This is a genomic window from Bradyrhizobium sp. GW821-FHT13H05, assembly GCF_058804065.1.
In genome coordinates, this window is the sequence record NZ_JBXAPO010000009.1 from 235,194 (window position 1) to 257,101 (window position 21,908).

The following is a 21,908-nucleotide window of genomic DNA, read 5'->3' on the forward strand; positions in this document are numbered from 1 at the left end:
ACCTATATATCAGGCATGCGTCCCCAAGACATCCTGTTACCAGCTGCTGCCGGCCTGTGCTGCAAGCCCGGCGGCTTCCATATCGATCCCGTGCGCCCGGTGGAGCGGGCCGTGATCACCCACGGCCATTCCGACCATGCCCGCGCCGGCCATGGCGCGGTGCTGGCGACGCAGGAAACGCTGGACATGATGCGGCTGCGCTATGGCGAGAATTTTGCCGGCTCGACCCAGGCAATCGACTACGGCGAGGAGATCCGGCTGGGCGATGCCAGGGTGAAGTTTCACCCCGCCGGTCATGTCCTGGGCTCGGCCCAGATCGCGGTCACATGCAAAGACACCTGCATCGTCGCCTCCGGCGATTACAAGGATGCGCCAGACCCAACCTGCACGCCGTTCGAGCTGGTGCCCTGCGACGTCTTCATCACCGAGGCCACTTTCGGACTGCCGGTATTCCGGCATGGCGACGCCGCCGACGAGGTCAAGAAGCTGCTCGCCTCGGTCGCATTGTTTCCCGAGCGTGCGCATCTCGTGGGCGCCTATTCGCTCGGCAAGGCGCAGCGCGTGATCGCGCTGCTGCGGCAGGCCGGCTATGACGCACCGATCTACCTGCATGGGGCGATGGAGAAGATCACCGAGTACTATCAGAGCCGCGGCATCGCGCTCGGCGAGCTGAGGCCGGTGATGGGCGTGAAGAAGGCGGCGCTCGCCGGCACCATCACGCTGGCGCCGCCGTCGGCGACGTCAGATCTCTGGACCCGCCGCTTCCCCGATCCCGTCACCGCGTTCGCGTCGGGGTGGATGCGCGTGCGCGCCCGCGCGCGGCAGCGCGGCATCGAGCTGCCGCTGGTGATTTCCGACCACGCCGACTGGGACGGCCTCACCGCCACGATCGCCGCGACCGGCGCCGGCGAGATCTGGGTCACCCACGGCCAGGAAGATGCGCTGGTGCATTGGTGCCAAAGCAAAGGTCTTCGCGCGCAGCCGCTCGATCTCGTCGGCTACGGCGACGAGGAGGAGAGCGAGACGCCGCTTACGGATGAGGCCGAAGCATGAACCGCTTCGCCGAACTGCTGGACCGCCTCGCCTACGAGCCCGGCCGCAACAACAAGCTGCGGCTGATCACCAGCTACTTCCGCGAGGTCGGCGACCCCGATCGCGGCTACGCGCTGGCGGCGCTGACAGGCGCGCTCAGCTTCAAGCACGCCAAGCCGGCACTGATCCGCGATTTGATCGCGGCGCGCACGGATGAGGTGCTGTTCGGCCTGTCGTATGACTATGTCGGCGATCTCTCCGAGACCGTGGCGCTGACGTGGCCGAAAGCAGTGGGCGTCCACAACAACCCACCTCCTCCCACCCTCACCGAAGTCGTCACCACGCTCCGCACGCTCGGCAAGACCGAGCTGCCAAAACAGCTCGAACGCTGGCTCGATGAGCTCGACGAGACCGGCCGCTGGGCGCTGCTGAAGCTCGTCACCGGCGCGTTGCGTATCGGCATCTCCGCGCGCCTGGCCAAGACCGCCGCGGCGGCGCTTGGCGACAAGGACCCGCATGAGGTCGAGCTGATCTGGCCGGGCCTCAGCGCTCCCTATCTCGACCTGTTCGCCTGGCTGGAAGGCCGCGCCGAAAAGCCGGTCAATCGCGATCCCGCGCCGTTCCGCCCGGTGATGCTGGCGCATGCGATCGAGGACACCGACTTCCAAAACCTCGATCCCGCCGACTATATCGCCGAATGGAAATGGGACGGCATCCGCGTGCAGGCGGTCGCGGGGCGCGACGAGCGCGGGCAGATCACCGCACGGCTCTATTCGCGCACCGGCGAGGACATCACGGGAAGCTTTCCGGATCTCGTGCCGTCGCTGCGGCTGGCGGGCGCAATCGACGGCGAACTGCTGATCCTGCGCGAAGGGCGGGTACAGAGTTTCAACGTCCTGCAACAGCGGCTCAACCGCAAGGTGGTGTCGCCGAAGCTGATCAAGGAATTCCCGATCCATCTGCGCGCCTACGATCTGCTCGGCGACGAGGAGAACGATCTGCGCGAGTTGCCGTTTGCGGAGCGGCGCGCGCGGCTGGAGGCATTCGTCGGGAAGCTCAGCGATCCCCGCATCGATCTGTCGCCCACCGTCCCCTTCGCGAGCTGGGAAGCGCTCACTGCCGCTCGCGCCGATCCCGCGAGTGCCGGTGCCGGTGAAGACGCCGACGCCGTCGAGGGCGTCATGCTGAAGCGGCGCGATGCGCCTTACCTGCCGGGACGGCCGAAGGGGCAATGGTGGAAGTGGAAGCGCGATCCGCACGTTATCGACGCCGTGCTGATGTATGCGCAGCGGGGACACGGCAAGCGTTCGTCCTATTATTCCGACTACACCTTCGGCGTCTGGACCGAAGGCGATGATGGCGACGAACTGGTGCCGGTGGGAAAAGCCTATTTCGGCTTCACCGACGAGGAGCTGTTGCAGATCGACCGCTTCGTCCGCCGCAACACCACCGAAAAATTCGGTCCCGTCCGTCATGTCGTGCACGAGGGCGACAAGGGGTTGGTGCTGGAGGTCGCCTTCGAGGGCCTGCAGCGCTCGCCGCGGCACAAATCCGGCGTCGCCATGCGCTTTCCCCGCATCAGCCGCCTGCGCTGGGACAAGCCGCCGCGGGAGGCCGACCGGCTGGAAACGCTGGAAAAGATGCTGAAGGGGGAAGCGGCGGAAATTGAGGCGTGAATTGCCGCCGCGACAGCAGTGCGCTCCCTCGCCCGCTTGCGGGAGAGGGCTGGGGAGAGGGTGTCTCCGCGTTGGGGCTCCCCAAGAGGAGAGAGCCCTCACCCGCGCCTTCGGCGCGACCTCTCCCGCAAGCGGGAGAGGCTGCAGCCCGCCCGCGGCATGTGCTTACCCGAATTAAAGTCCCGTAAGCTGATTGACGCCCCGTTGCGGGTTCCCCATGTGCCTCGGCGTGCCCTATAATGGGGTCGAATCCGCCTGAGGAGTTTGAGATGGTCCAAGACGTCAGAGATTTGCCGGCCGGCCGCAGCGATGGGCTGAACCGCTTTCTCGGCGGCTCGCCGCTGGCGGTCGCCTTTCGCCTGGTCCTGCTCTCGATCCTGGTCGGCGTCGTGCTGGCTGCGATCGGCTTCGATCCCTGGAACATCATCACCAGCATTCGCCTCTTGTTCCAGCGGCTCTGGGATCTCGGCTTCGACGCCGTGAACTGGCTGTGGCGCTACTTCCTGCTCGGCGCCGTCATCGTGATCCCGATCTGGCTGCTGATGCGCGTGTTCGGCACGCCGCGCGGCCGCTAACCCCGCACGGAGTCCAGCAGCCGATGCAACTGCGTTTCGTCGGCTGCGGTGACGCCTTCGGCTCGGGCGGCCGGCTCAACACCTGCTTCCACATCTCGGGACGCGAGGCGAACTTCCTGATCGATTGCGGCGCGTCGGCCCTGCCGGCGCTGAAGCGGCTGGAGATCGACCGTAACGACATCGATCTCATTCTCATTACCCATTTCCACGGCGACCATTTTGCCGGCCTGCCATTTGTCCTGCTCGACGCGCAATTCTCGCGACGGACAAAACCGCTGACGATCGCGGGCCCGCAAGGCATCGAGACGCGGCTGAAACAGGTGATGGAAGCGCTGTTCGAGCACTCCTCCAAGACCACGCAGCGTTTCGAGCTCAACATCGTCGAGCTCGCACCCGGGCAAAGCCAATCCTTCAGCGCGGTGACGGTGACGCCCTACCCGGTCGTGCACGGCGAATCCGGCGGGCCGTTCCTGGCCTACCGCGTCGAGGCCGAGGGCCGCACGCTCGCCTACAGCGCCGATACCGAATGGACGGAGGCGCTCATTCCGCTGGCGCATGGCGCGGACCTTTTCATCGCGGAAGCCTATATGTACGAGAAGGTGGTGAAGAACCATCTCAGCCTGAAGACCTTGGAACAGCACCTCCCCGCGATCGGCGCAAGGCGGCTCGTCCTCACCCATATGAGCGATGACGTGCTGTCGCGCCTGGATCACATCGACCATCTCGCCGCCGAAGACGGCATGGTGCTCGTGTTCTGACATGCACGCGCCTGTTCCCATCAAGATCGGCTCCCGCCAGGTATTCGCCATCGCCGGCCCCGCGATGGTCGCGAACCTCACCACGCCGCTGATCGGCGTGGTCTCGACCACCGCGATCGGCCGGCTGGACGATGCCGCCCTGCTCGGCGGCGTCGCGATGGCGTCCGTGATCTTCGACTGCCTGTTCTGGCTGTTCGGCTTCCTGCGCATGAGCACGCTCGCCTTCACCGCGCAGGCGCTCGGCGCCGGCGAAACGCGCGAGCAGACCGTGATCCTGGTGCGCGGCTTCATCGTCGCCGGCCTGATCGGCGCGGCCCTGATCGTGCTGCAACTGCCGCTAGCCGGCGCGCTGTTCGACCTGATGGGCGGCAGCGAAGGCGTGACGCGCGCGGCAAAAACCTATTTCATGATCCGGATCTGGTCGTCGCCGTTCGCCTTCGCGAACTACGTCATTCTCGGCTGGCTGGTTGGACAGGCCCGCGCCAATCCGGCGCTGCTGCTGCAGGTCGTGATCAACCTCATCAACATGGCGGCAACGATTTTGCTGGTGCTGGTCTACGACACCGGCATCGCGGGCGCGGCGATCGCAGCATTGCTGTCCGAGACGACCGGCTTCGTGCTCGGCGTGATCGTGTGCCGGCGCTATGCCGACGGCGGCTTTGCCGTGCCCCGCGCAACGCTGTTCGACCGGGACAAGCTGATGCGGCTGCTGGCGGTGAACTCCGACATCATGATCCGCACCGCAGCGCTGATCGCGGTGTTCCTGTTCTTCACCGCCAAGGGCGCCCGCGCCGGCGACGTCACGCTGGCGGCGAATTCCGTACTCAACAATTTCCTGCTGGTCAGCGCCTTCTTCCTCGACGGACTTGCCAACGCAGCCCAGCAGCTCTGCGGCCGCACTTTTGGCGCACGCGATGCCAGGGGATTTGCGGATTCGACCCGGCTGGTGCTGCTCTGGGGCCTCGGCTTCGCGCTGGTCGTCGTGGTGCTGTTCGCACTGTTCGGAACGTCGCTGATCAATGTGATGACGGCGAGTGAGGACGTCCGGCGCGCCGCGCGCGAGTTCCTGCCGTTCATCGTGCTGGCGCCGATCCCGGGCGTATTCGCGTTCGGCTTCGACGGCATCTATGTCGGCGCCACCTGGGCACGCGAGATGCGCAATCTGATGCTGGCTTCGCTCGCGATCTTCTTCGGTATCTGGCTGGCGCTGCAATCCCTCGGCAATGCCGGGCTGTGGTGCGCGCTGATCGCGTTCTACGTCGCACGCGGCGGCTTGCAGGGCGCGCGCTATCCGGCGTTGTACAGGGCGACGTTCCCGAAAACCTGACGATCGTGTCCCGGACGCGGCGCAGCACGCAGTGATGCGACGCAGAGCCGGGACCCAGCGGCACTGGGCCCCGGTTCAGCAGCGCATCACTACGCGCTGCGCTGCATCCGGGGCACGAGACCGTTACAACCCCGGCCAGTCTTCCGCCGTCAGCGTCGCGGCATCTGCGCCGACGATGTCGGAGAGCGAATCCCGCCCGGTCCGCAACAGCGTCGAGGTGAGGTCGCGCTTGATTTCCTCGACGAGGCCGAGACCCTTGTAGACCAGCGACGAATAGAGCTGGATCAGGCTGGCGCCGGCGCGGATCTTGGTCAGCGCGGCACCACCGGAGTCCACGCCACCGACGCCGATCAGTGGGAATGCGCCCTCGACACGCACATAAGTCTCCGCGACCATGCGGGTCGACAGACGGAACAGCGGCCGGCCGGAGAGACCGCCCTGCTCCTTGGCGCGCATCTCCTCGCGCAACGTGCTCGGCCGTGCGATCGTCGTATTCGACACGATCATGCCATCCACCCGGCGCGAGCGCGCCACCTGCACGACGTCGTCGAGCTGGGCGAGGCTCAAATCCGGCGCGATCTTGAGCAGCACCGGCGTGTCGCCGGCCTTCTGCCTGACACGCTCGCGCGCATCGATCACGCGCGCAAGGAGATCGTCGAGCAGCGCGCCTTCCTGTAAGTTGCGCAGGCCCGGCGTGTTGGGCGAGGAGACGTTGACGGTGAAATAGCTCGCGACCGGCGCAAAGGTCTCGATCAGCTTGACGTAATCGCCGACGCGGTCCGGCGAATCCTTGTTGGCGCCGACATTGACACCGACGATACCGCCTTGCTGCGCACGTGCAGCAAGGCGCCGCAGCGCGACTTCTGCGCCGTCATTGTTGAAGCCCATCCGGTTGATCACGGCCTCGTCGCGCTCGAGGCGGAACAGCCGCGGCCGCGGATTGCCGGCTTGCGGTTTCGGCGTCACCGAGCCGATCTCGACGAAGCCGAAGCCGAGCCGCAGCAGCGCGTCCGGCACCTCGGCACTTTTGTCGAAGCCGGCGGCCATGCCGATCGGATTGGGGAAGTTGAGCCCAAAGGCGCGCACCGCGAGCTTGGGATCGTCGGCGCGCGGCTTGACCGGCGGCAGGAAGCGCAGGCCCTGGATCGCCAGGCGATGGGCATCTTCCGGATCGAGCCAGCGCAGCACCGGCAGCGAGAAAGCGTCAAAAGCGCGGATCACGGCAACAGCTCCGGAACATCGTGACCGCCGTCGGAGCGCATGTTGAGGTTCAGCACCGAGAGGACGGCGCCGAGATCGAGTTCGCCATAAAGATGCGGAAACAGCTCGTCATTGCGCGAGCGCTCCCAGCGCAGCTCGCTGCCGAGCGCATCGCCGTCGATCTCGACCAGGAACAACGCACGCTGCCCGGAATAATGTTTTCGCAGGGTCTCGGGAACCTGGGGAGCGGTGGAAAAATGGATGAAGCCGTCGCGCGCATCGTCCGCGCTGCCGCGGTACACGCCCTGCCGTTCCGCCTCGCGCCAGGCCGAGGCCGGACAGATTTTGTAGATCTTGACCACCGCTTACGCAGCCCTGTTTGCTCTTTGAGACAGCTCTTTGAGTCTCTTGGGGTTTTTCGTCGCTTACGGGTCCCTGAAACCCGGGCGCGACCGTAAAGGCCGCCCTCTCCGAACTCAAGCGTTAGAGCCGATTCCCTTCCGATGAAATCGAAATGACCTCTAAACTCTTGTTTTGGCGCGTCTTCCCTGGGCGAGCCGGCATCCGCTTCGCTTCAAGGCGGCTTTCCCGCCGCCTCTTGCGCGGAAAACGGAAAACCGGTTGATTTGAGGATAGTTTTCCTGAGTTGCGACGGGCAGGACCTTCCATGGTCAGACTGGCCAAAGCGCAGAGGATACTGACTCACGACCAGATCTGGGTCGCGCTGGATCGGCTGGCGGAGCGTGCCGGCCTGTCCCCGTCGGGCCTTGCCAAGCGGGCCGGGCTCGATCCCACCACCTTCAACAGGTCCAAGCGCGTCACCCCCGACGGCCGCGAGCGCTGGCCGTCAACCGAATCGATCGCGAAGGCGCTGGCAGCCACCGACGCCTCACTCGACACCTTTGCAAGACTGATCGGCGACGAGGCAGGCGACAGCCCCTCGGTGCCGCTGCTCGGCTTCGCACTGGCCGGCGCAAGCGGCGCTTTCGACGAGTTCGGCTTTCCATCCGGCAAGGGCTGGGCCGAGACCGCGCTGCCGACCGCCGAGGACAGCCACACGTTTGCGCTGGAGATTGCCGGCGATGCGCTTGCGCCGGTTTATCGCGACGGCGACATCATCCTGGTCTCGCCCGGCGCACCGATCCGCAAAGGGGATCGCGTCGTGGTCAGGACCAAAGCGGGCGAAGTGAGCGTCGCGACGCTGAAGCGCCGCACGGCCAAGGTGCTGGAGTTGCAGCCGCTCGATGCGTCACAGGCCGGACGCACGATGGCGGCGAGCGAGGTCGGCTGGATCGCGCGGATCGTGTGGGCGCGCCAATAGGTTCTCGGGCGATCGCCGTTGCGACTCACCGTAACCCTCGCCTAGGTTGTGCTGATATTGCCAGCCAAATTCACGTCAGGGGGAATATGATGAATCGCCGTCACGCATTGAAAGCGCTCGCGGGTCTCGCGCTTTGTCCGTTGTGCAAGCCGGCCTTTGCCGCCGAGGGCGTGCACTGGAGCTATGAAGGCGCAGGTGCCCCTGCCAAATGGGGTGATCTCGACGCGGCCAACAAGGCCTGCGCGATCGGTCTGCAACAATCGCCGATCGACATCGAGGCGACGATCAAGTCGCAATTGCCTATGTTGAAGCTGAACTGGGGCAAGAGCGCCGACACCATCGTCAACAACGGGCACACCATCCAGCTCAACTTCGCCGAAGGCAGCACGCTTCTTCTCGGCGACGTCACATACAAGCTGCTCCAGGTCCACTTCCACCGGCCGAGCGAGCACATGATCGGCGGCAAGAATTTCCCGATGGAGGCGCATTTCGTCCATCGCAACGATGCCGGCGGGCTCGCCGTGGTCGGCGTGCTGATGGCCGAGGGCAAGCCGAACGCGGCCTTCGGCAAGATCGTCAAGACCATGCCGGCGGCAGAAGGCCCTTCGGTGAAAGCCGACGCAACCATCGATCCTCACGCCATGCTGCCCACGAGGCTCAGCTATTTCCGCTATCCCGGCTCGCTGACGACGCCGCCCTGCTCGGAAGTGGTGGAGTGGCTGTTGCTGACCACCCCGATCCAGGTGTCGGCTGCCGATGTCGCCGCGTTCGCAAAACTCTATCCGATGAACGCGCGCCCGGTGCAGAAGGACAACCGGCGCTACGTGCTGCGCTCGATCTGAGCGGTCGACGGCATCTACTAAGCGCTCCGCGCCAGCGCGCCGTCGATCATGTTGACCGCATTTTGCACGCCGTACACGGCGACGAAGGAGCCGAAGCGCGGGCCCTTCTCCTGGCCGAGCAGGACCTGATAGAGCATGTTGAACCAGTCGAGCGTGACGCCGGGGCGGCCGTCCTTGCCCTTCTTGACCTGGTCGAGGAACGGCTCGCGACGGCCGATCTCGTAGACGACGTTCTGGATCTCTTCGGCCGAAGATTCCAGCGGAAGCTGTGATAGCGCATCGCGCAGATCCTGCAGCGCTGCGCGCTCGGTGTCGGTCGGCACGCGGAACTGCTTCGTTGGCGCCACGAAATCGCGATAATAGTTGATGGCGTAGCCGACCATCGCATCGAGCTTGGGATGCGTCTGCGGGCTCACGCCGGGACGATAGCGGCCGATGAAGCCCCATAGCGTCTCGGCATTCTCAGCGTTCGACGACGACACCAGCGTCAGCAGGAGCTGGAACGTGACCGGCATGTCGCCCTTCGGCGGATTGCCGCTGTGGATGTGCCAGACCGGATTGCCGAGCTGCTGCTTGGCGTCCTGCTTGGCAAAACCGTCGATGAACTGCTGATAGTCGTCGACATTGCGCGGGATGACGTCGAAATACAGCCGCTTGGCCGCTTTCGGCTCCCGATACATGAACAGCGTCAGCGATTCCGGCGAGGCGTAACGCAGCCATTCGTCGATGGTGAGGCCGTTGCCCTTCGACTTCGAGATCTTCTGGCCCTTCTCGTCGAGGAAGAGCTCGTAATTGAAGCCTTCAGGCGGCGCGGCGCCGAGCGCCTTCGCGATCGCGCCAGACAGCTTCACCGAGTCGATGAGATCCTTGCCCGCCATTTCATAGTCGACGCCGAGCGCGACCCAGCGCATCGCCCAGTCGGCCTTCCACTGGCACTTGACGTTGCCGCCGGTCACGGGCGTCTCGACCTCTTCACCGCTGTCGGGATCGACATAGGTCACCGTTCCGGCCGCGACGTCGCGGCGGATCATCGGCACCTGGAGCACGACACCGGTGGTCTTGCTGATAGGCAGGAACGGCGAATAGGTGGCGCGGCGATCCGGCCCCAGCGTCGGCAGGATGATTGCCATGATCTGGTCATAGGCGGCGAGCATTTTCAGCAGCGTCGCGTCGAAACGGCCCGACTTGTAATAGTCGGTCGAGCTCGCGAACTCGTAGTCGAAGCCGAAATGATCGAGGAAGGCGCGCAGGCGCGCATTGTTGGCGGCGCCGAACGAGGGATATTCGTTCGAGAAGGGATCGGGCACGGCGGTCAGCGGACGTCCGAGATATTGCGCCAGCATATCCTTGTTCGGCACGTTGTCCGGCACCTTGCGGAAACCGTCCATATCGTCGGAGAAGGCGAGCAGACGCGTCTTGATCTTGTCCTCGGTGAGCACGCGGAAGGCATGGCGCACCATCGAGGTGCGCGCGACCTCGCCGAACGTGCCGATATGCGGCAGGCCGGACGGACCGTAGCCGGTCTCGAACAGCACCTCGTCCTTCGGGCTTTTCTTCAGCCGCGCGACAATCGCCTTCGCCTGCTCGAACGGCCAGGCGTTGGATTGTTCGGCGAGCGCACGCAGGTCGCTCGGGTTCGCGGCGAGATCGATGACAGACATTGAGGAGCCTCCGGGCCGCGGAAAATAGCGATTTCCGGGCAGAATGCAATTTGGTGGGACGACACAGCGGCCCCGCCGTCATTGCGAGGAGCGTAGCGACGAAGCAATCCAGACTGCATCCACAGAGAAAGTCTAGATTGCTTCGCTTCGCTCGCAATGACGACGGAGGAAGCGGCAGCGGAATTAGAACGGGCTCACCGAGAAATACCGCAGCCACAGGTCGGTGTAGCGGCCCTTTTCCCAGACACGGAACAAGGCCCAATTCAGGGCCTGGCGCAGCACGTCGTTGCCCTTGCGCACGGCGATGCCGATGCCCTCGCCGAAGAAGCGGCTCTCGACGAAGGGGCCGCCGGAAAAGGCGCAGCAATCGCCGGAATCGGTGCCATTGATCCAGAAGGCGAACGAGATGGCGTCGCCGAAGATGAAATCGACCTCGCCCTTGCGAAGTGCGGCGCGCATCGCGTCGTCGTTGGGATAGGCGCGCAGCTCGGCGTCGGTGAACATCGCTTTCAGATACGCCTCATGCGCTGAGCCGCCGATCACGCCGACCTTCTTGCCTTCGAGATATTCGGGACGAATCTCCGGCATCACCGCGTCCTTGCGCGAGACGAAACGCGCCGGCACCCGGTAATAGGGATCGGTGAAATCGACGCGGGCGCGGAGCTGCGGGCTCACCGCCATCGAGGCGATGATGGCATCGCCCCGGCTTGAGGTGAGCGCATCGACCAGCGTCTCGAAGCGGCGCATCTGCACCGTGCAGGTGACCTTGATCTCCTCACACAGGCTGCGTGCGAGGTCGACGTTGAAGCCGGCCGGGTTGCCATCGGCGCCGGTGTAGTTGAACGGCGGATAGTCGGTCTCGGTCAGGAAGCGGATCACGGTCAGGCGCGACAGGTCCGGCCGCTCCGGCCGCCGCCGCGGGTCCCAGAAGCCCGGCACGGCCTGGGGGGCCGCAGTTTGAGCGGTAGATTGGGGCGCGACCTGAGGCGTAGCCTGGGGAGCTGCCGGAGGCTGCTTGGCGGGGGCCTGGGCCTTTGCGTCGGGCTGGGCCGCCAGCAGGCAGGCCCCGACCACCAGCCCGAGCAGGACACGGCACACGATTTTGGGCGATTTTACCTGTCGCGACGGGGCCATCAGCGGGAAATGAACGAATTTCATTGGGATCGGAGGGCCTTATAGACCATCCCGCCGGGAACGCGAGTACCGATTGCGGCCAGGGTGAAGGTGCGCTCCCTCTCCCACTCGTGGGAGTGGCGTTCTCAGAGATACCGCTTCAAATCGGCCGCGGCCTCTTCCGGCGTCCGCTTCAGGTTGAAGGGCGAGACGAAGCGGCCGTCGCGGTCCATCAGGTAGATCAGCGCGGTGTGGTCCATGGTGTAGTCGCCGTCCTTGGTTGGGACCTTCTTGGCGTAGACCCGGTAGGAGGTGATGACCTTGGCGGTCTCGGCGGGATCGCCGCTGAGGCCTTCGAGGTGCGGGTCGAAGCTGGACAGATAGTCCTTCATCGCAGCCTGGGTGTCGCGCTCGGGATCGACCGAGATGAAGACCGCATTGACCTTGTCGGCGTCCTTGCCCAGCGCACGCAGCACCTCCGAGATCTCGAACAGCGAGGTCGGGCAGACGTCGGGGCAATGAGTGTAGCCGAAGAAGATCAGGGTCGGCTTGCCCTTCAGATTCTTGTCGGTGACGGCCTTGCCGTTCTGGTCGGTCAACTGGAACGGGCCGCCGATCGCGGCCGGCTGGACCACCTTGCTGACCCCGCCCATGGTCCAGAACATGATCAGGAGCCCGACAACGAGGCTTGCGGCGAAGGCGGTCGCGATCACCAGCGGACGGGCGGCGGAACTCATGAGCGGAAAACTTCCTGTCGGGGGTCAGAAGCAGGCAGCGAAGCCGGTCCTGATCATTTCGAAGAACACCTGCGAGCCGTAGTGGAACCACAGCGCCAGCGCGCCGACCAAGGCCAGCCCGCCGATCCCAGCGCCGGCCAACAGCAGCACGGACGGCGTCCGGCCGGCAGTGGGCGAATTGTCCGATACAGGATGTGCCGGGTGCACTGGTTGAGTCACCGCAATGACCGGGGCGAAGGCCCCGGTTCCCGGGTTCTCAGATAAGCTTTAGCCCGCCTGCGGGCAAGGCGCCGCGGGCGGGCCAAAACAATCCCGTCGTGCCGAGGATGTCAGTGCAGGAGCTGGCCCCGAGCGGACTCGAGCTGGTCCGATTGCGGGAGAGAGCGGCGTGACGGCTTGATCGCCGAGGCCTGCGCGTCCAGGTAGCAGGGCTTGTACATGGCCTGAAGCTGCTTGCCCTTCAGGAACAGCATGTGCGGGGTCAGGCCGCCGCGCTGCGAGATCCAGCGCTTCACCTGCGATGGATACATCGCATAGAGCATCTGGGTCGCCTCGGTGTTGGTGACGGCGCGGCCATTGGCGCCGAAATCCCAGGCGGCGTGGAAGCCGAGCGTCGCGCTCGAGGTCACGCAGATGCGGTCATGCGGGATGGCGCCGAGGACGATGGTGCAGGCGGAGGCGCAGAGACCGTCGATGATGACGGTATCGCCCGACTGACGCAGGTCCTGGTATTTGTCGACGTAGGTTCCGATCCGGCCGCCACGATCATCCGCGATGCGAACCACCGCGTGAGAAGCCCCCATGCAAGCGATCAGCACAACCGCCGCCAGCAACCCGGTCAGAAACTTCATTGTCCCCCGCCCCAGTCGAATTCGAATCTGCGTGTCAGGTGGTGATGCGCGCCTAGCGTCGGTCGTAACCGAGGTTTTGTCTAGGCAGGCCGGCTCGCTCAAAACAAATTCAAATCCAGTGTTGCGTCCGCGCTGCACTTGGCCGGTCCCTATCCCATAGTGGAACAAGTTAATGATGTCTTACGCGCCACACCCTTGATCTCAGTTGCAACCGCTGGCTTCAATCCGGGCAACTACAGGGGGGGGAACTCATGGGAGGGGGAAACAACATGGCCGACGAAACAGACGTCATCGTCATCGGCGCGGGACTATCGGGCCTTGTGGCGGCAACCGAGATCGCCGACGCCGGCAAGCGCGTCATCGTGGTCGACCAGGAAGGTGAGCAGTCGCTCGGCGGCCAGGCGTTCTGGTCGTTTGGCGGATTGTTTCTGGTGAATTCGCCGGAGCAGCGCCGGCTCGGCATCAAGGACTCCTTCGATCTCGCAATGCAGGACTGGCTCGGCACCGCCGGCTTCGACCGCGACGAGGATTTCTGGCCGCGCCAATGGGCCGAGGCCTATGTGGCGTTCGCCGCGGGCGAGAAGCGCGACTGGTTGCGCGCGATGGGGCATCGCATCTTCCCCGTCGTCGGCTGGGCCGAGCGCGGCGGCTATGACGCGATGGGCCACGGCAATTCGGTGCCACGCTTCCACGTCACCTGGGGCACCGGCCCAGGGATCGTCGAGCCGTTCGAGCGCCGCGCGCGCGAAGCGGTCAAGAGCGGCCGGCTGACCTTCAGGTTCCGTCATCGCGTCGATGCGCTATCCATCACCAACGGCACGGTGGACGGCGTCAGCGGCGCGGTCCTCGCAGCCGATGATGTCGAGCGCGGCAAGAGCTCGTCGCGCAACGTCGTCGGCGAGTTCGCGCTGAAGGCGCAGGCCGTAATCGTGGCGTCCGGCGGCATCGGCGGCAATCACGAGCTGGTGCGGAAGAACTGGCCGAAGCGGCTTGGCGAGCCGCCAAAATTCATGATCTCCGGTGTGCCCGAGCATGTCGACGGCCGCATGATCGGCATCACCGAGACATCAGGTGCGCGGCTGATCAACCGCGACCGCATGTGGCATTATGTGGAAGGCATCCAGAACTGGTCCCCGATCTGGCCGCGCCACGGCATCCGCATCCTGCCCGGTCCCTCCTCGATGTGGTTCGACGCAACAGGCACGCGATTGCCGGCACCGCTGTTTCCCGGCTCGGACACGCTCGGCCAGCTCCAATACATCATGTCATCAGGCTATGATTATTCCTGGTTCGTCCTGACCCAGAGCATCATCAAGAAGGAATTCGCGTTGTCGGGCTCGGAACAGAATCCGGATTTGACGGGCAAGAGCTGGCGGATGACATTGCGCCGCGCCACCAACAAGGGCGCGCCGGCGTCGGTGGAAGCGTTCAAGCGCCATGGTGTCGACTTCATCGTACGCGACAAGATCGAGGATCTCGTCGCGGCCATGAACAAGCTTGCCGGCAGCGACCTCCTCAAGCTCGAGCACATCCGGATGCAGATCGAGGCGCGCGACCGCGAGATCGCCAATCCTTACGTCAAGGACGCGCAGGTGATGAACATCCACAACGCGCGCCGCTACATCGGCGACAGGCTGATCCGCACCGCCTCCCCGCACCGCATCCTCGATCCCGCGCAGGGGCCGCTGATCGCGGTCAAGCTCAACATCCTCACCCGCAAGACGCTGGGCGGCTTCGAGACCGATCTCGACTCCCGCGTGTTCGGCAGCGAGGGCAGCGTCATTCCCGGCCTCTATGCGGTCGGCGAAGCCGCCGGCTTCGGCGGCGGCGGCGTGCACGGCTATCGCTCGCTGGAAGGCACTTTCCTCGGCGGCTGCCTGTTCTCGGGCCGCAACGCCGGCCGCGCGGCGGCGAAAGCGGTGGCCTAGGTCATGCGGCGGTGGACGCAGATCGGGGCGCTTCTTGCGGCATTGTCGACAGCCTCCGTTGCATCAGCCGACACCATCGACGTCAACGGCACGAAGCGGTCCTACACCGTGCAACTGCCGGGCAAGCGACTTGTACCGCTGGTGGTCGTGCTGCATGGCAAGACTCAGCGCGGCGCCGACATGGTCGCGCGGACGGCTTGGCCCGAGGTCGCCAAGCGCGAAGGTTTTGCCGTGGTTTTTCCTGATGGCCTCAACCATGCCTGGGCCGATGCGCGGACGAAGGCGGGACCTGCGCTGCGTGGCCCGCCGGAGGGCACCGACGACGTCGCTTTCATCGCAGAGCTCGTCGAGAAGCTGGTGACGAACGGTACGGCCGACCCAAAACGCGTCTATGTCGCCGGCATCTCCAATGGCGGCGCCATGGCGATGACGCTCGTTTGCGCACGCGCCGATCTGTTTGCGGCGGGTGCGAGCGTGATCATGAATCTCACTGACGAGGCCGCAGTCACGTGCCACCCGTCGCGGCCGCTGCCGATGCTGCTCATGAACGGCACGGCCGACCCGCTGGTCCCCTACGCGGGCGGGCGCGGATCGAGCTATTTTGCCGCAGACGGATTCTGGTCGACCGAGGAGACGCTGGCCTTCTGGCGCAAGCTCAACGAGTGCGACACCGACGACGCCAGCGTAACTGAAATGCCCGACAGGGTGGCCGCAGACCAGTCCACGGTCACGCGGATCGCCTCGCGCTGCCCCAAAGGGCACGACGTCGTGCTCTATCGCGTCAATGGTGGCGGCCATCGCATGCCGGGATTTGCACCGGATGCCCGCTTCCCGAGGGTCGCGACCAGCCTGCTGGGACCGCAGAACAGCGACATCGACGGCGCCGAGACGATCTGGTCGTTCTTCAGTCAGTTTCCGTGAACGACGCATGCATCAGCGGCAACGCATGCGTGCCCGGCAACGCATGCGTGCCCGGGGTGGCAGAGCGCAAGGCGCTGCGCTAGACAGGGCCGCCATTCATAGGAGATCCCAATGAGCATTCAGCGTTTTGAAACCGGCCCGCGCATGAGCCAGGCCGTCGTGCACGGCAACACCGTCTATCTCGCCGGCGTCGTCGCCAGCAACGCGGCCGGCGAAAGCGTGACCAAACAGACCCAGGACATCCTGAAGACCATCGACGGCCATCTCGCCAAGGCCGGCACCGACAAGTCGAAGCTGCTCTCGGCCACGATCTACATCACCGACATGAAGACCTTCGGCGAGATGAACGCGGTGTGGGACGCCTGGGTCTCGCCCGGCAACACCCCGGCCCGCGCCACCGTCGAGGCCAAGCTCGCCGCGGCGCAATACACCGTCGAGATCATGGTGACGGCTGCGAAGTAATCTTCGCGCACAACTCACACACGAATGCAGCGCGATGAGAGCATCATCGCGCTTCATTTTTTTGCGCCTGCCGATGACCTCCGAGGTAATCGATCAGCGCGCGCGAACCTTCGATAGTCGGGCACAGCCGGACACGGCATCATCGAAGGAGAGCCCCATGACCGATCCCGTCACCATCGCCCGCCGCTACATCGATCTCTGGAACGAACGCGCGACAAGCCGCCGGCGCGAGCTGCTGAGCCAGAACTGGACAGCGGATGCAAGCTATGTCGATCCCCTGATGACGGGCGACGGCCAGGACGGCATCGACGCGCTGATATCAGGCGTGCAGCAGCGCTTTCCCGACTTCAAGTTCAAGCTGATCGGCGAGCCCAACGGCTACGGCGATCATTTGCGGTTTTCGTGGGGGCTTGGTCCCGACGGCGTGGACAGTCCGATCAAGGGGACGGATTTTGCCGTGCTGAAGGACGGGCGGATCAGGAGCGTCACAGGGTTTCTGGACCAGGTGCCTGCGGGCGCGTGAAGGCGCTGCTCGTTGCTGTGCCCTCTCCCCTTGTGGGAGAGGGCAGCTCCGTTCGTAAATACTGGCTCACTGGGGTGAGGGGTATCTCTCCGCGCGGAATCCCGGGAGTTGAGTTCGCGGAAGCATACCCCTCATCCGGCGCTTCGCGCCACCTTCTCCCACAAGGGGAGAAGGGGTAGCGAGTTCGCGGTTGGCATCATCGCAACCGATACGCAGTCTTCGCATTCACCCCAAATGCCTTCTCGCGCACGTTCGCACCGAGCTTCGCCAGACACACCTCCAGCGCGCCCTTGATCTCGCGATAGCTCCCCGCCAGCAGGCACACCGGCCAGTCCGAGCCGAAGATCAGGCGATCCTCACCGAAACATGTCGCGACATGCTGGACGAACGGAAACAGCCGCTCCGCATCCCAATCATTCCACTTCGCCTCCGTCGCGAGGCCGGAGATCTTGCACCAGACATTGCCGCAAGCGGCGAGCGCCTTGATGCGGTCGGACCATTCGGCGCTGCCACCGTCGGCGATGGGCGGCTTGGCGGCGTGGTCGAGCACGAAGCGCGCCTGCGGAAACGCTTTTGCGGTTGCGATCGCGGCGGGCAACTCGCGGGTGCGGACCAGGAAATCATAGGTGAGATCGCGGGTGAACAATGCACTGAGACCGCGCTGGACGTCCTTGCGCAGCAGCCAGTCGGGATCGACCTCGTCGTGGACCTGGTGGCGGACGCCGACCAGCTTGTCGCCGCCTGGCGAGGCGCGCAGCCGGTCGAGCGTGTCGCCGATCGCACCGTCGGTCAGATCGACCCAGCCGACGACGCCGATGACTGACAGCGTCGCGTGCGCGATGCGCAAAAACGCCTCGGTCTCCTCCAGCGCCGAACGACACTGCACCACGATGCTCGCATCGATGCCGTTCGCTTTCAGCAATGGCGCGAGATCGGCGGGGCCGAAGGCGCGGCGAATTGGAGTCAGCTCGGGCGCGTCCATCCAGGGATAGTCGGCGCGCGCCGGATCCCAGAAATGCTGATGGCCGTCGATCACCATGCCTTACGCTCCACCCGGCAGCGGTGCCCGCGCATCGACGAGTTTTCGCGCGCGCAATTCCTGCCAGAAGGCCGGCGGCGCCGCCTTCTCCGACATCGCGATGTTGTCGGCGACTTCACCGGCGTTGCGCGCGCCGAGCACGGCGACCGTCACCGCCGGGTGCGCCATGCAGAACTGGAGCGCGGCGGCCTTTAGCTCGGTCCCATGCTTGCGGCATAGCTCGTCGAGCTCGCGCGCCCGCGCGATCAATGCCGCATTGGCATCCTCATAATTGAACTTCGCGCCTGCGCCCGGGTTGGCGAGGATTCCGCTGTTGTAGATGCCGCCGAGCAGGATGCCGATGTTCTTTGCCTGACAAACCGGAAACAGCGCATCCAGTGCACCCTGATCCAGCAGCGTGTAGCGTCCTGCGAGCAGGAAGCAGTCGACCGGCACGGCTTCGGCAAAACGCACCAGCATTTCCGACTGGTTCATGCCGGCGCCGATCGCCTTGACCGTGCCGTCGCTGCGCAGGCGCTGGAGCGCACGGAAGGCGCCGGCGACGGCGGCGTCATAGTGATCGTCAGGATCGTGCACGAGCAGGACGTCGACACGGCCGAGCCCGAGCCGACCCAGGCTCTCCTCGACCGACCGCATCACGCCGTCATGGGAGAAATCGAACACCGGGCGCTCGCGCTGCGTGCCCTTGTAGTAATCGTCCTCAGTGGCAGCACCATCGGGCGCGCGCAGCAAGCGGCCGACCTTGGTCGAGATGACGTAGGAGTCGCGCGGTTGCTGCCGCAAGAATGCGCCGAGCCGCCGCTCGGCGAGGCCAAAGCCGTAGAGCGGCGCGGTATCGTAGAAGCGGATGCCGGCCGACCATCCGCGCTCGAGCGTGGCGTGCGCATCGGCATCACTGACGGGGCTGAACAATCCGCCGAGCGGGGCGGAACCAAGGCCGATTGAGGTGACGTCGAGGGAGCCGAGCCGCGATCGTTTCATTCCAAATCCTTCCAACAGTCCAAATCATCTCTCCCGCTTGCGGAAACCGCAAGCGGGAGAGGCACGCAGGAGCGCGGGGCTGGCGGCGCTCCTACTTCAGCATCTGTGCAACGTTTTCCTTGGTGACGAGATCGAGGCCGGTATAGACGATCTCCGGCACCTTCTCGCCCTTCTTGATGGCGAGCAGCGTGTCCATCGCCTTCTCGCCCATCTCGAATGGACGCTGGCCGACCAGCGCATTGGCATAGCCGTCACGCAGCAGCTCGAGCTGCATCTTCAGGGTATCGGCGACAACAAGCGTGAACTTGCCGGAATCGATGTCCTTCTTGGACCTCGACGCGAAGGCCTTGAAGCCCTCGGGCGCGAACATCGGCCAGCCGCCGATAGGAATAATCGCGGCGAGGTCGGGGGTCGACGTCCGCACGTCGGTCATCTGCTGGACCGCGAGCGCGGGGTCGTCGTTGCAGAAGGTCGGAGAGCCCGAGACCTCGGCCCATTTCGAGCCCTTCAGCGCCTCGCGGACGCCGTCGACGCGCTCGGCGAGATTCTTGGCGCCGGGACCGCCCGAAACCATCGCGTATTTGCCGCCGTCGGGGCGCATTTTCAGCAATTGCTTGCCGAGCGCGACGCCGAATTCCTTGTTGTTGGTGCCGATATAAGCAATGCGCTTGGAGCCCGGCGCATCGGCGTCAAAGGTAATGACGGGAATGCCGGCCGCGGTCGCAGCCTCGATCGACTTGGTCATGGCCGCGACGTCGGCGACCGAGATGGCGAGGCCATCGACCTTCTGGGTGACGAAGTCCTGGATGATCTGCGCCTGCGTCGCCGGCTCGTGCTCGACCGGCCCCTTGTAGATGCACTCGATATTGCCGAGCTCCTTGGCGCGCTTCTGGCAGCCGTCGCGCGCGAAGTCGAAGAACGGATTGTTCATCGCCTTGGGCACGATCACGAAGCGGTAGTTCGCGGCAAGCGCCGGCGTCGCCATCAGCGCGACAGCCATGCCCGCAAGAAGAAGTCTCCTCATTGCTTTCCTCCACCCTTGTTTGGCGCCCATCCTCTCAAAATCGTCCGGGAAGCGGACAGGCGGCATTTTCGTTGCCTTCCCGACGACGTCACGTCAGATCATCCGCGAACGGATGCGGTCGACCAGAACGGCCAGAATGATGATCACGCCCACCAGCGTCTGCTGCCAGTAGGAGGAGACCTGCGCCAGCACGAGACCGTTGCGGATGACCTCGAGCAGCACGCAGCCGACGATGGCCCCGAGCGGACCGCCGATGCCGCCGGCGAGGTTGGCACCGCCGATCACGGCGGCCGCGATCACGTTGAGCTCATAGGAGGTCGCCATGTTGGCCGGCGCGGAGCCAAGCCAGCCGGAGATGATGATGCCCTGAAGGCCCGCGGCGAGCGCGCAGATCACGTAGACCTCGATCTTCACCCGCACCACCGGGATGCCGGTGAGCTCGGCCGCCTTCTCGTTGCCGCCGAGCGCGAAGACGTGGCGGCCGAAAGCACTGTGATGCAACACCACCGCCATCGCCAGCGCGAGGACCACGAGATAGATGAACGGCACGGGCACGCCGAGCACGTCGCCCGACGTCAGCGTGTAGAAATAATCGGCATCCGGCCCGCCCGGAAAACTGCCGCGGCCGTTGGACACGACATAGCCGAGCCCGCGCACGATCGAGAGCATGCCGAGCGTGGTGACGAAGGGCGACAGGCCCAGCACCGCGATGCAGAAGCCGTTGACGAGACCCACGATCAGCGCGACGCCGAGGCCCGCGACGATCGAGATCAGCAGGATCAGCCCCGGCACGTTGGCCAGCACGGTCTTGCCGTCCGCCGCCATGTGCACGAACAGCGAGGCGCCGAGCCCGCCGGGCGTCGACAGCTCGGTCATGACCATCGAGGTGATCATGGCCGAGAAGCACATCATCGAGCCGACCGACAGATCGATGCCGCCGGTGATGATCACGAAGGTGACGCCGAGGGTGGCGATGGCGATGAACGAAAAATTCTTCGCCACGTTCTGCATGTTGCCTTCGGTGAAGAAATACGGGCTGGCGAAATGCATGATCACCAGCAGCACGGCGAGTGCGAGCAGCACATAGCCGGTCTGGGAGGCGAAGATGCCGCGCTGCCACCATCTGACCTTGCCGACATTCGAGAAGGTGATCGGGGATTCCAGGGGCATGGCCATTACGCCGCCTCCTTCGCGCCGGTGATGAGGGCGGTGACTTCCTCAGGGGAGGTCTCGTGGATCGGCTTGTCGGCCCGCTTTTCGCCGCGGCGCATGACGATGACGCGGTCGCACACCGCGAATACGTCGGGCATGCGGTGCGAGATCAGCATCACCGCGACGCCCTGCTCCTTCAGCCGGTGGATCAGTCCGAGCACCTGCTCGACCTGGCGGACCGAGATCGCCGCCGTCGGCTCGTCCATCATCACCAGCCGCGCATTGGAGAGCCGGGTGCGCGCGATCGCGACCGCCTGGCGCTGGCCGCCCGACATCTGCTTGACGAGATCGTCGGGCCGCGTCTCCGAGCGCAGCTCGCCGAACAATTCCAGCGCGCGCGCCGCCATCGCCTTGTGGTCGAGAAGCGCGAGCGGTCCGAATTTGCGCTTCAGCTCGCGCCCGAGAAAGACGTTGGCGGCCGCCGTCAGATTGTCGGCGAGCGCGAGATCCTGATAGACCACCTCGATGCCGACGGCGCGGGCATCGACCGGCCGGGTGAAATGGACGGCGCTGCCGGCAAAGCGGACTTCGCCATGGGTCGGGCGGAAATTGCCGGCGATGATCTTGACCAGCGTCGACTTGCCGGCGCCATTGTCGCCCATCAGGCCGACCACTTCGCCGGGAAAGACCTGCATGTCGACGCCATGCAGCGCGCGGATCGCGCCGAACTCCTTGCCGATGCCCTGGAGTTCGAGGACCGGTGTTGCGTCAGCACTTGCCATCAG

At 65.1% G+C, this 21,908-nt stretch carries 23 protein-coding genes; 11 read left to right on the plus strand and 12 right to left on the minus strand.

The annotated features are described in order from the left end of the window. The first annotated feature begins 15 nt into the window (after positions 1 to 15). The 5 genes from AC1RR3_RS26040 (at position 16) to AC1RR3_RS26060 (ending at position 5,368) form a co-directional block, all read left to right on the plus strand. On the plus strand, positions 16 to 1,053 hold the full coding sequence (locus tag AC1RR3_RS26040; RefSeq protein ID WP_492825973.1) for a ligase-associated DNA damage response exonuclease: 1,038 nt from the start codon (positions 16 to 18) through the stop codon (positions 1,051 to 1,053). Further along, positions 1,050 to 2,708, plus strand: coding sequence for a cisplatin damage response ATP-dependent DNA ligase (locus AC1RR3_RS26045; RefSeq protein WP_492825975.1), 1,659 nt, complete (start codon positions 1,050 to 1,052; stop codon positions 2,706 to 2,708). Before AC1RR3_RS26040 ends, AC1RR3_RS26045 begins: the two co-directional genes overlap by 4 nt. Positions 2,709 to 2,977: 269 nt before the next feature. Beyond that, complete coding sequence (locus tag AC1RR3_RS26050; protein ID WP_492825977.1) at positions 2,978 to 3,283, plus strand: DUF6460 domain-containing protein; 306 nt, start codon at positions 2,978 to 2,980, stop codon at positions 3,281 to 3,283. A gap of 23 nt (positions 3,284 to 3,306) precedes the next feature. Further along, on the plus strand, positions 3,307 to 4,041 hold the full coding sequence (locus AC1RR3_RS26055; RefSeq protein ID WP_492825979.1) for an MBL fold metallo-hydrolase: 735 nt from the start codon (positions 3,307 to 3,309) through the stop codon (positions 4,039 to 4,041). Position 4,042: 1 nt separating this feature from the next. Next, a complete protein-coding gene (locus AC1RR3_RS26060; protein ID WP_492825981.1) occupies positions 4,043 to 5,368 on the plus strand; it encodes an MATE family efflux transporter in 1,326 nt (441 codons plus the stop codon). A gap of 123 nt (positions 5,369 to 5,491) precedes the next feature. On the opposite strand, the gene AC1RR3_RS26065 is transcribed toward AC1RR3_RS26060, so the two are convergent. Then, on the minus strand, positions 5,492 to 6,589 hold the full coding sequence (locus AC1RR3_RS26065; protein WP_492825983.1) for a quinone-dependent dihydroorotate dehydrogenase: 1,098 nt from the start codon (positions 6,587 to 6,589) through the stop codon (positions 5,492 to 5,494). Next, positions 6,586 to 6,930 (minus strand): DUF952 domain-containing protein, encoded by a 345-nt coding sequence (locus AC1RR3_RS26070; RefSeq protein ID WP_492825985.1) that lies wholly within the window; start codon positions 6,928 to 6,930, stop codon positions 6,586 to 6,588. The genes AC1RR3_RS26065 and AC1RR3_RS26070 overlap by 4 nt, the downstream gene beginning before the upstream one ends. 305 nt (positions 6,931 to 7,235) lie before the next feature. Here AC1RR3_RS26070 and AC1RR3_RS26075 point away from each other — a divergent pair, with 305 nt between their 5' ends. Continuing rightward, positions 7,236 to 7,889, plus strand: a complete 654-nt coding sequence (locus AC1RR3_RS26075; RefSeq protein ID WP_492825987.1) for a S24 family peptidase — start codon at positions 7,236 to 7,238, stop codon at positions 7,887 to 7,889. Between the two features lie 89 nt (positions 7,890 to 7,978). Further along, positions 7,979 to 8,731 (plus strand): carbonic anhydrase, encoded by a 753-nt coding sequence (locus tag AC1RR3_RS26080; protein ID WP_492825989.1) that lies wholly within the window; start codon positions 7,979 to 7,981, stop codon positions 8,729 to 8,731. A 17-nt stretch (positions 8,732 to 8,748) separates the two neighbouring features. Here AC1RR3_RS26080 and AC1RR3_RS26085 read toward each other — a convergent pair whose 3' ends face one another. From AC1RR3_RS26085 to AC1RR3_RS26105, 5 genes are all read right to left on the minus strand, one after another. Beyond that, positions 8,749 to 10,392: a lysine--tRNA ligase gene (locus AC1RR3_RS26085; protein ID WP_492825991.1), complete on the minus strand. Its 1,644-nt coding sequence runs from the start codon at positions 10,390 to 10,392 to the stop codon at positions 8,749 to 8,751. Between the two features lie 183 nt (positions 10,393 to 10,575). Further along, on the minus strand, positions 10,576 to 11,526 hold the full coding sequence (locus AC1RR3_RS26090; RefSeq protein WP_492826062.1) for an ABC transporter substrate-binding protein: 951 nt from the start codon (positions 11,524 to 11,526) through the stop codon (positions 10,576 to 10,578). Between the two features lie 125 nt (positions 11,527 to 11,651). Continuing rightward, the gene (locus AC1RR3_RS26095; protein ID WP_492825993.1) at positions 11,652 to 12,242 is read right to left on the minus strand and encodes an SCO family protein; all 591 of its coding nucleotides are present in this window, start codon (positions 12,240 to 12,242) and stop codon (positions 11,652 to 11,654) included. Positions 12,243 to 12,266: 24 nt separating this feature from the next. Next, on the minus strand, positions 12,267 to 12,392 hold the full coding sequence (locus AC1RR3_RS26100; protein WP_492825994.1) for a hypothetical protein: 126 nt from the start codon (positions 12,390 to 12,392) through the stop codon (positions 12,267 to 12,269). Positions 12,393 to 12,571: 179 nt separating this feature from the next. Continuing rightward, a complete protein-coding gene (locus tag AC1RR3_RS26105) occupies positions 12,572 to 13,093 on the minus strand; it encodes a hypothetical protein (RefSeq protein WP_492825996.1) in 522 nt (173 codons plus the stop codon). 269 nt (positions 13,094 to 13,362) lie between these two features. Between AC1RR3_RS26105 and AC1RR3_RS26110 the strand changes: the two genes are divergently transcribed. From AC1RR3_RS26110 to AC1RR3_RS26125, 4 genes are all read left to right on the plus strand, one after another. Continuing rightward, positions 13,363 to 15,021 carry an FAD-binding dehydrogenase gene (locus tag AC1RR3_RS26110; RefSeq protein WP_492825998.1) on the plus strand — a complete coding sequence of 553 codons (1,659 nt, stop codon included), beginning with the start codon at positions 13,363 to 13,365 and terminating at the stop codon, positions 15,019 to 15,021. Positions 15,022 to 15,024: 3 nt separating this feature from the next. Continuing rightward, positions 15,025 to 15,942 (plus strand): extracellular catalytic domain type 1 short-chain-length polyhydroxyalkanoate depolymerase, encoded by a 918-nt coding sequence (locus AC1RR3_RS26115; protein WP_492826000.1) that lies wholly within the window; start codon positions 15,025 to 15,027, stop codon positions 15,940 to 15,942. Positions 15,943 to 16,053: 111 nt separating this feature from the next. Next, positions 16,054 to 16,404 (plus strand): RidA family protein, encoded by a 351-nt coding sequence (locus AC1RR3_RS26120; protein WP_008136479.1) that lies wholly within the window; start codon positions 16,054 to 16,056, stop codon positions 16,402 to 16,404. 157 nt (positions 16,405 to 16,561) lie between these two features. Beyond that, a complete protein-coding gene (locus tag AC1RR3_RS26125) occupies positions 16,562 to 16,927 on the plus strand; it encodes a nuclear transport factor 2 family protein (RefSeq protein WP_492826002.1) in 366 nt (121 codons plus the stop codon). 196 nt (positions 16,928 to 17,123) lie between these two features. On the opposite strand, the gene AC1RR3_RS26130 is transcribed toward AC1RR3_RS26125, so the two are convergent. From AC1RR3_RS26130 to AC1RR3_RS26150, 5 genes are all read right to left on the minus strand, one after another. Beyond that, positions 17,124 to 17,966, minus strand: a complete 843-nt coding sequence (locus AC1RR3_RS26130; protein WP_492826004.1) for an amidohydrolase family protein — start codon at positions 17,964 to 17,966, stop codon at positions 17,124 to 17,126. A 3-nt stretch (positions 17,967 to 17,969) separates the two neighbouring features. Further along, positions 17,970 to 18,947, minus strand: coding sequence for an aldo/keto reductase (locus tag AC1RR3_RS26135; protein WP_492826006.1), 978 nt, complete (start codon positions 18,945 to 18,947; stop codon positions 17,970 to 17,972). A 91-nt stretch (positions 18,948 to 19,038) separates the two neighbouring features. Beyond that, entirely contained in the window at positions 19,039 to 19,971 is a 933-nt protein-coding gene (locus tag AC1RR3_RS26140) for a sugar-binding protein (protein WP_492826008.1), read from the minus strand. 93 nt (positions 19,972 to 20,064) lie between these two features. Next, positions 20,065 to 21,147, minus strand: a complete 1,083-nt coding sequence (locus tag AC1RR3_RS26145) for an ABC transporter permease (RefSeq protein ID WP_492826010.1) — start codon at positions 21,145 to 21,147, stop codon at positions 20,065 to 20,067. Next, positions 21,147 to 21,905 (minus strand): ATP-binding cassette domain-containing protein, encoded by a 759-nt coding sequence (locus AC1RR3_RS26150; protein ID WP_492826012.1) that lies wholly within the window; start codon positions 21,903 to 21,905, stop codon positions 21,147 to 21,149. Before AC1RR3_RS26150 ends, AC1RR3_RS26145 begins: the two co-directional genes overlap by 1 nt. Between the last annotated feature and the right edge of the window lie 3 nt (positions 21,906 to 21,908).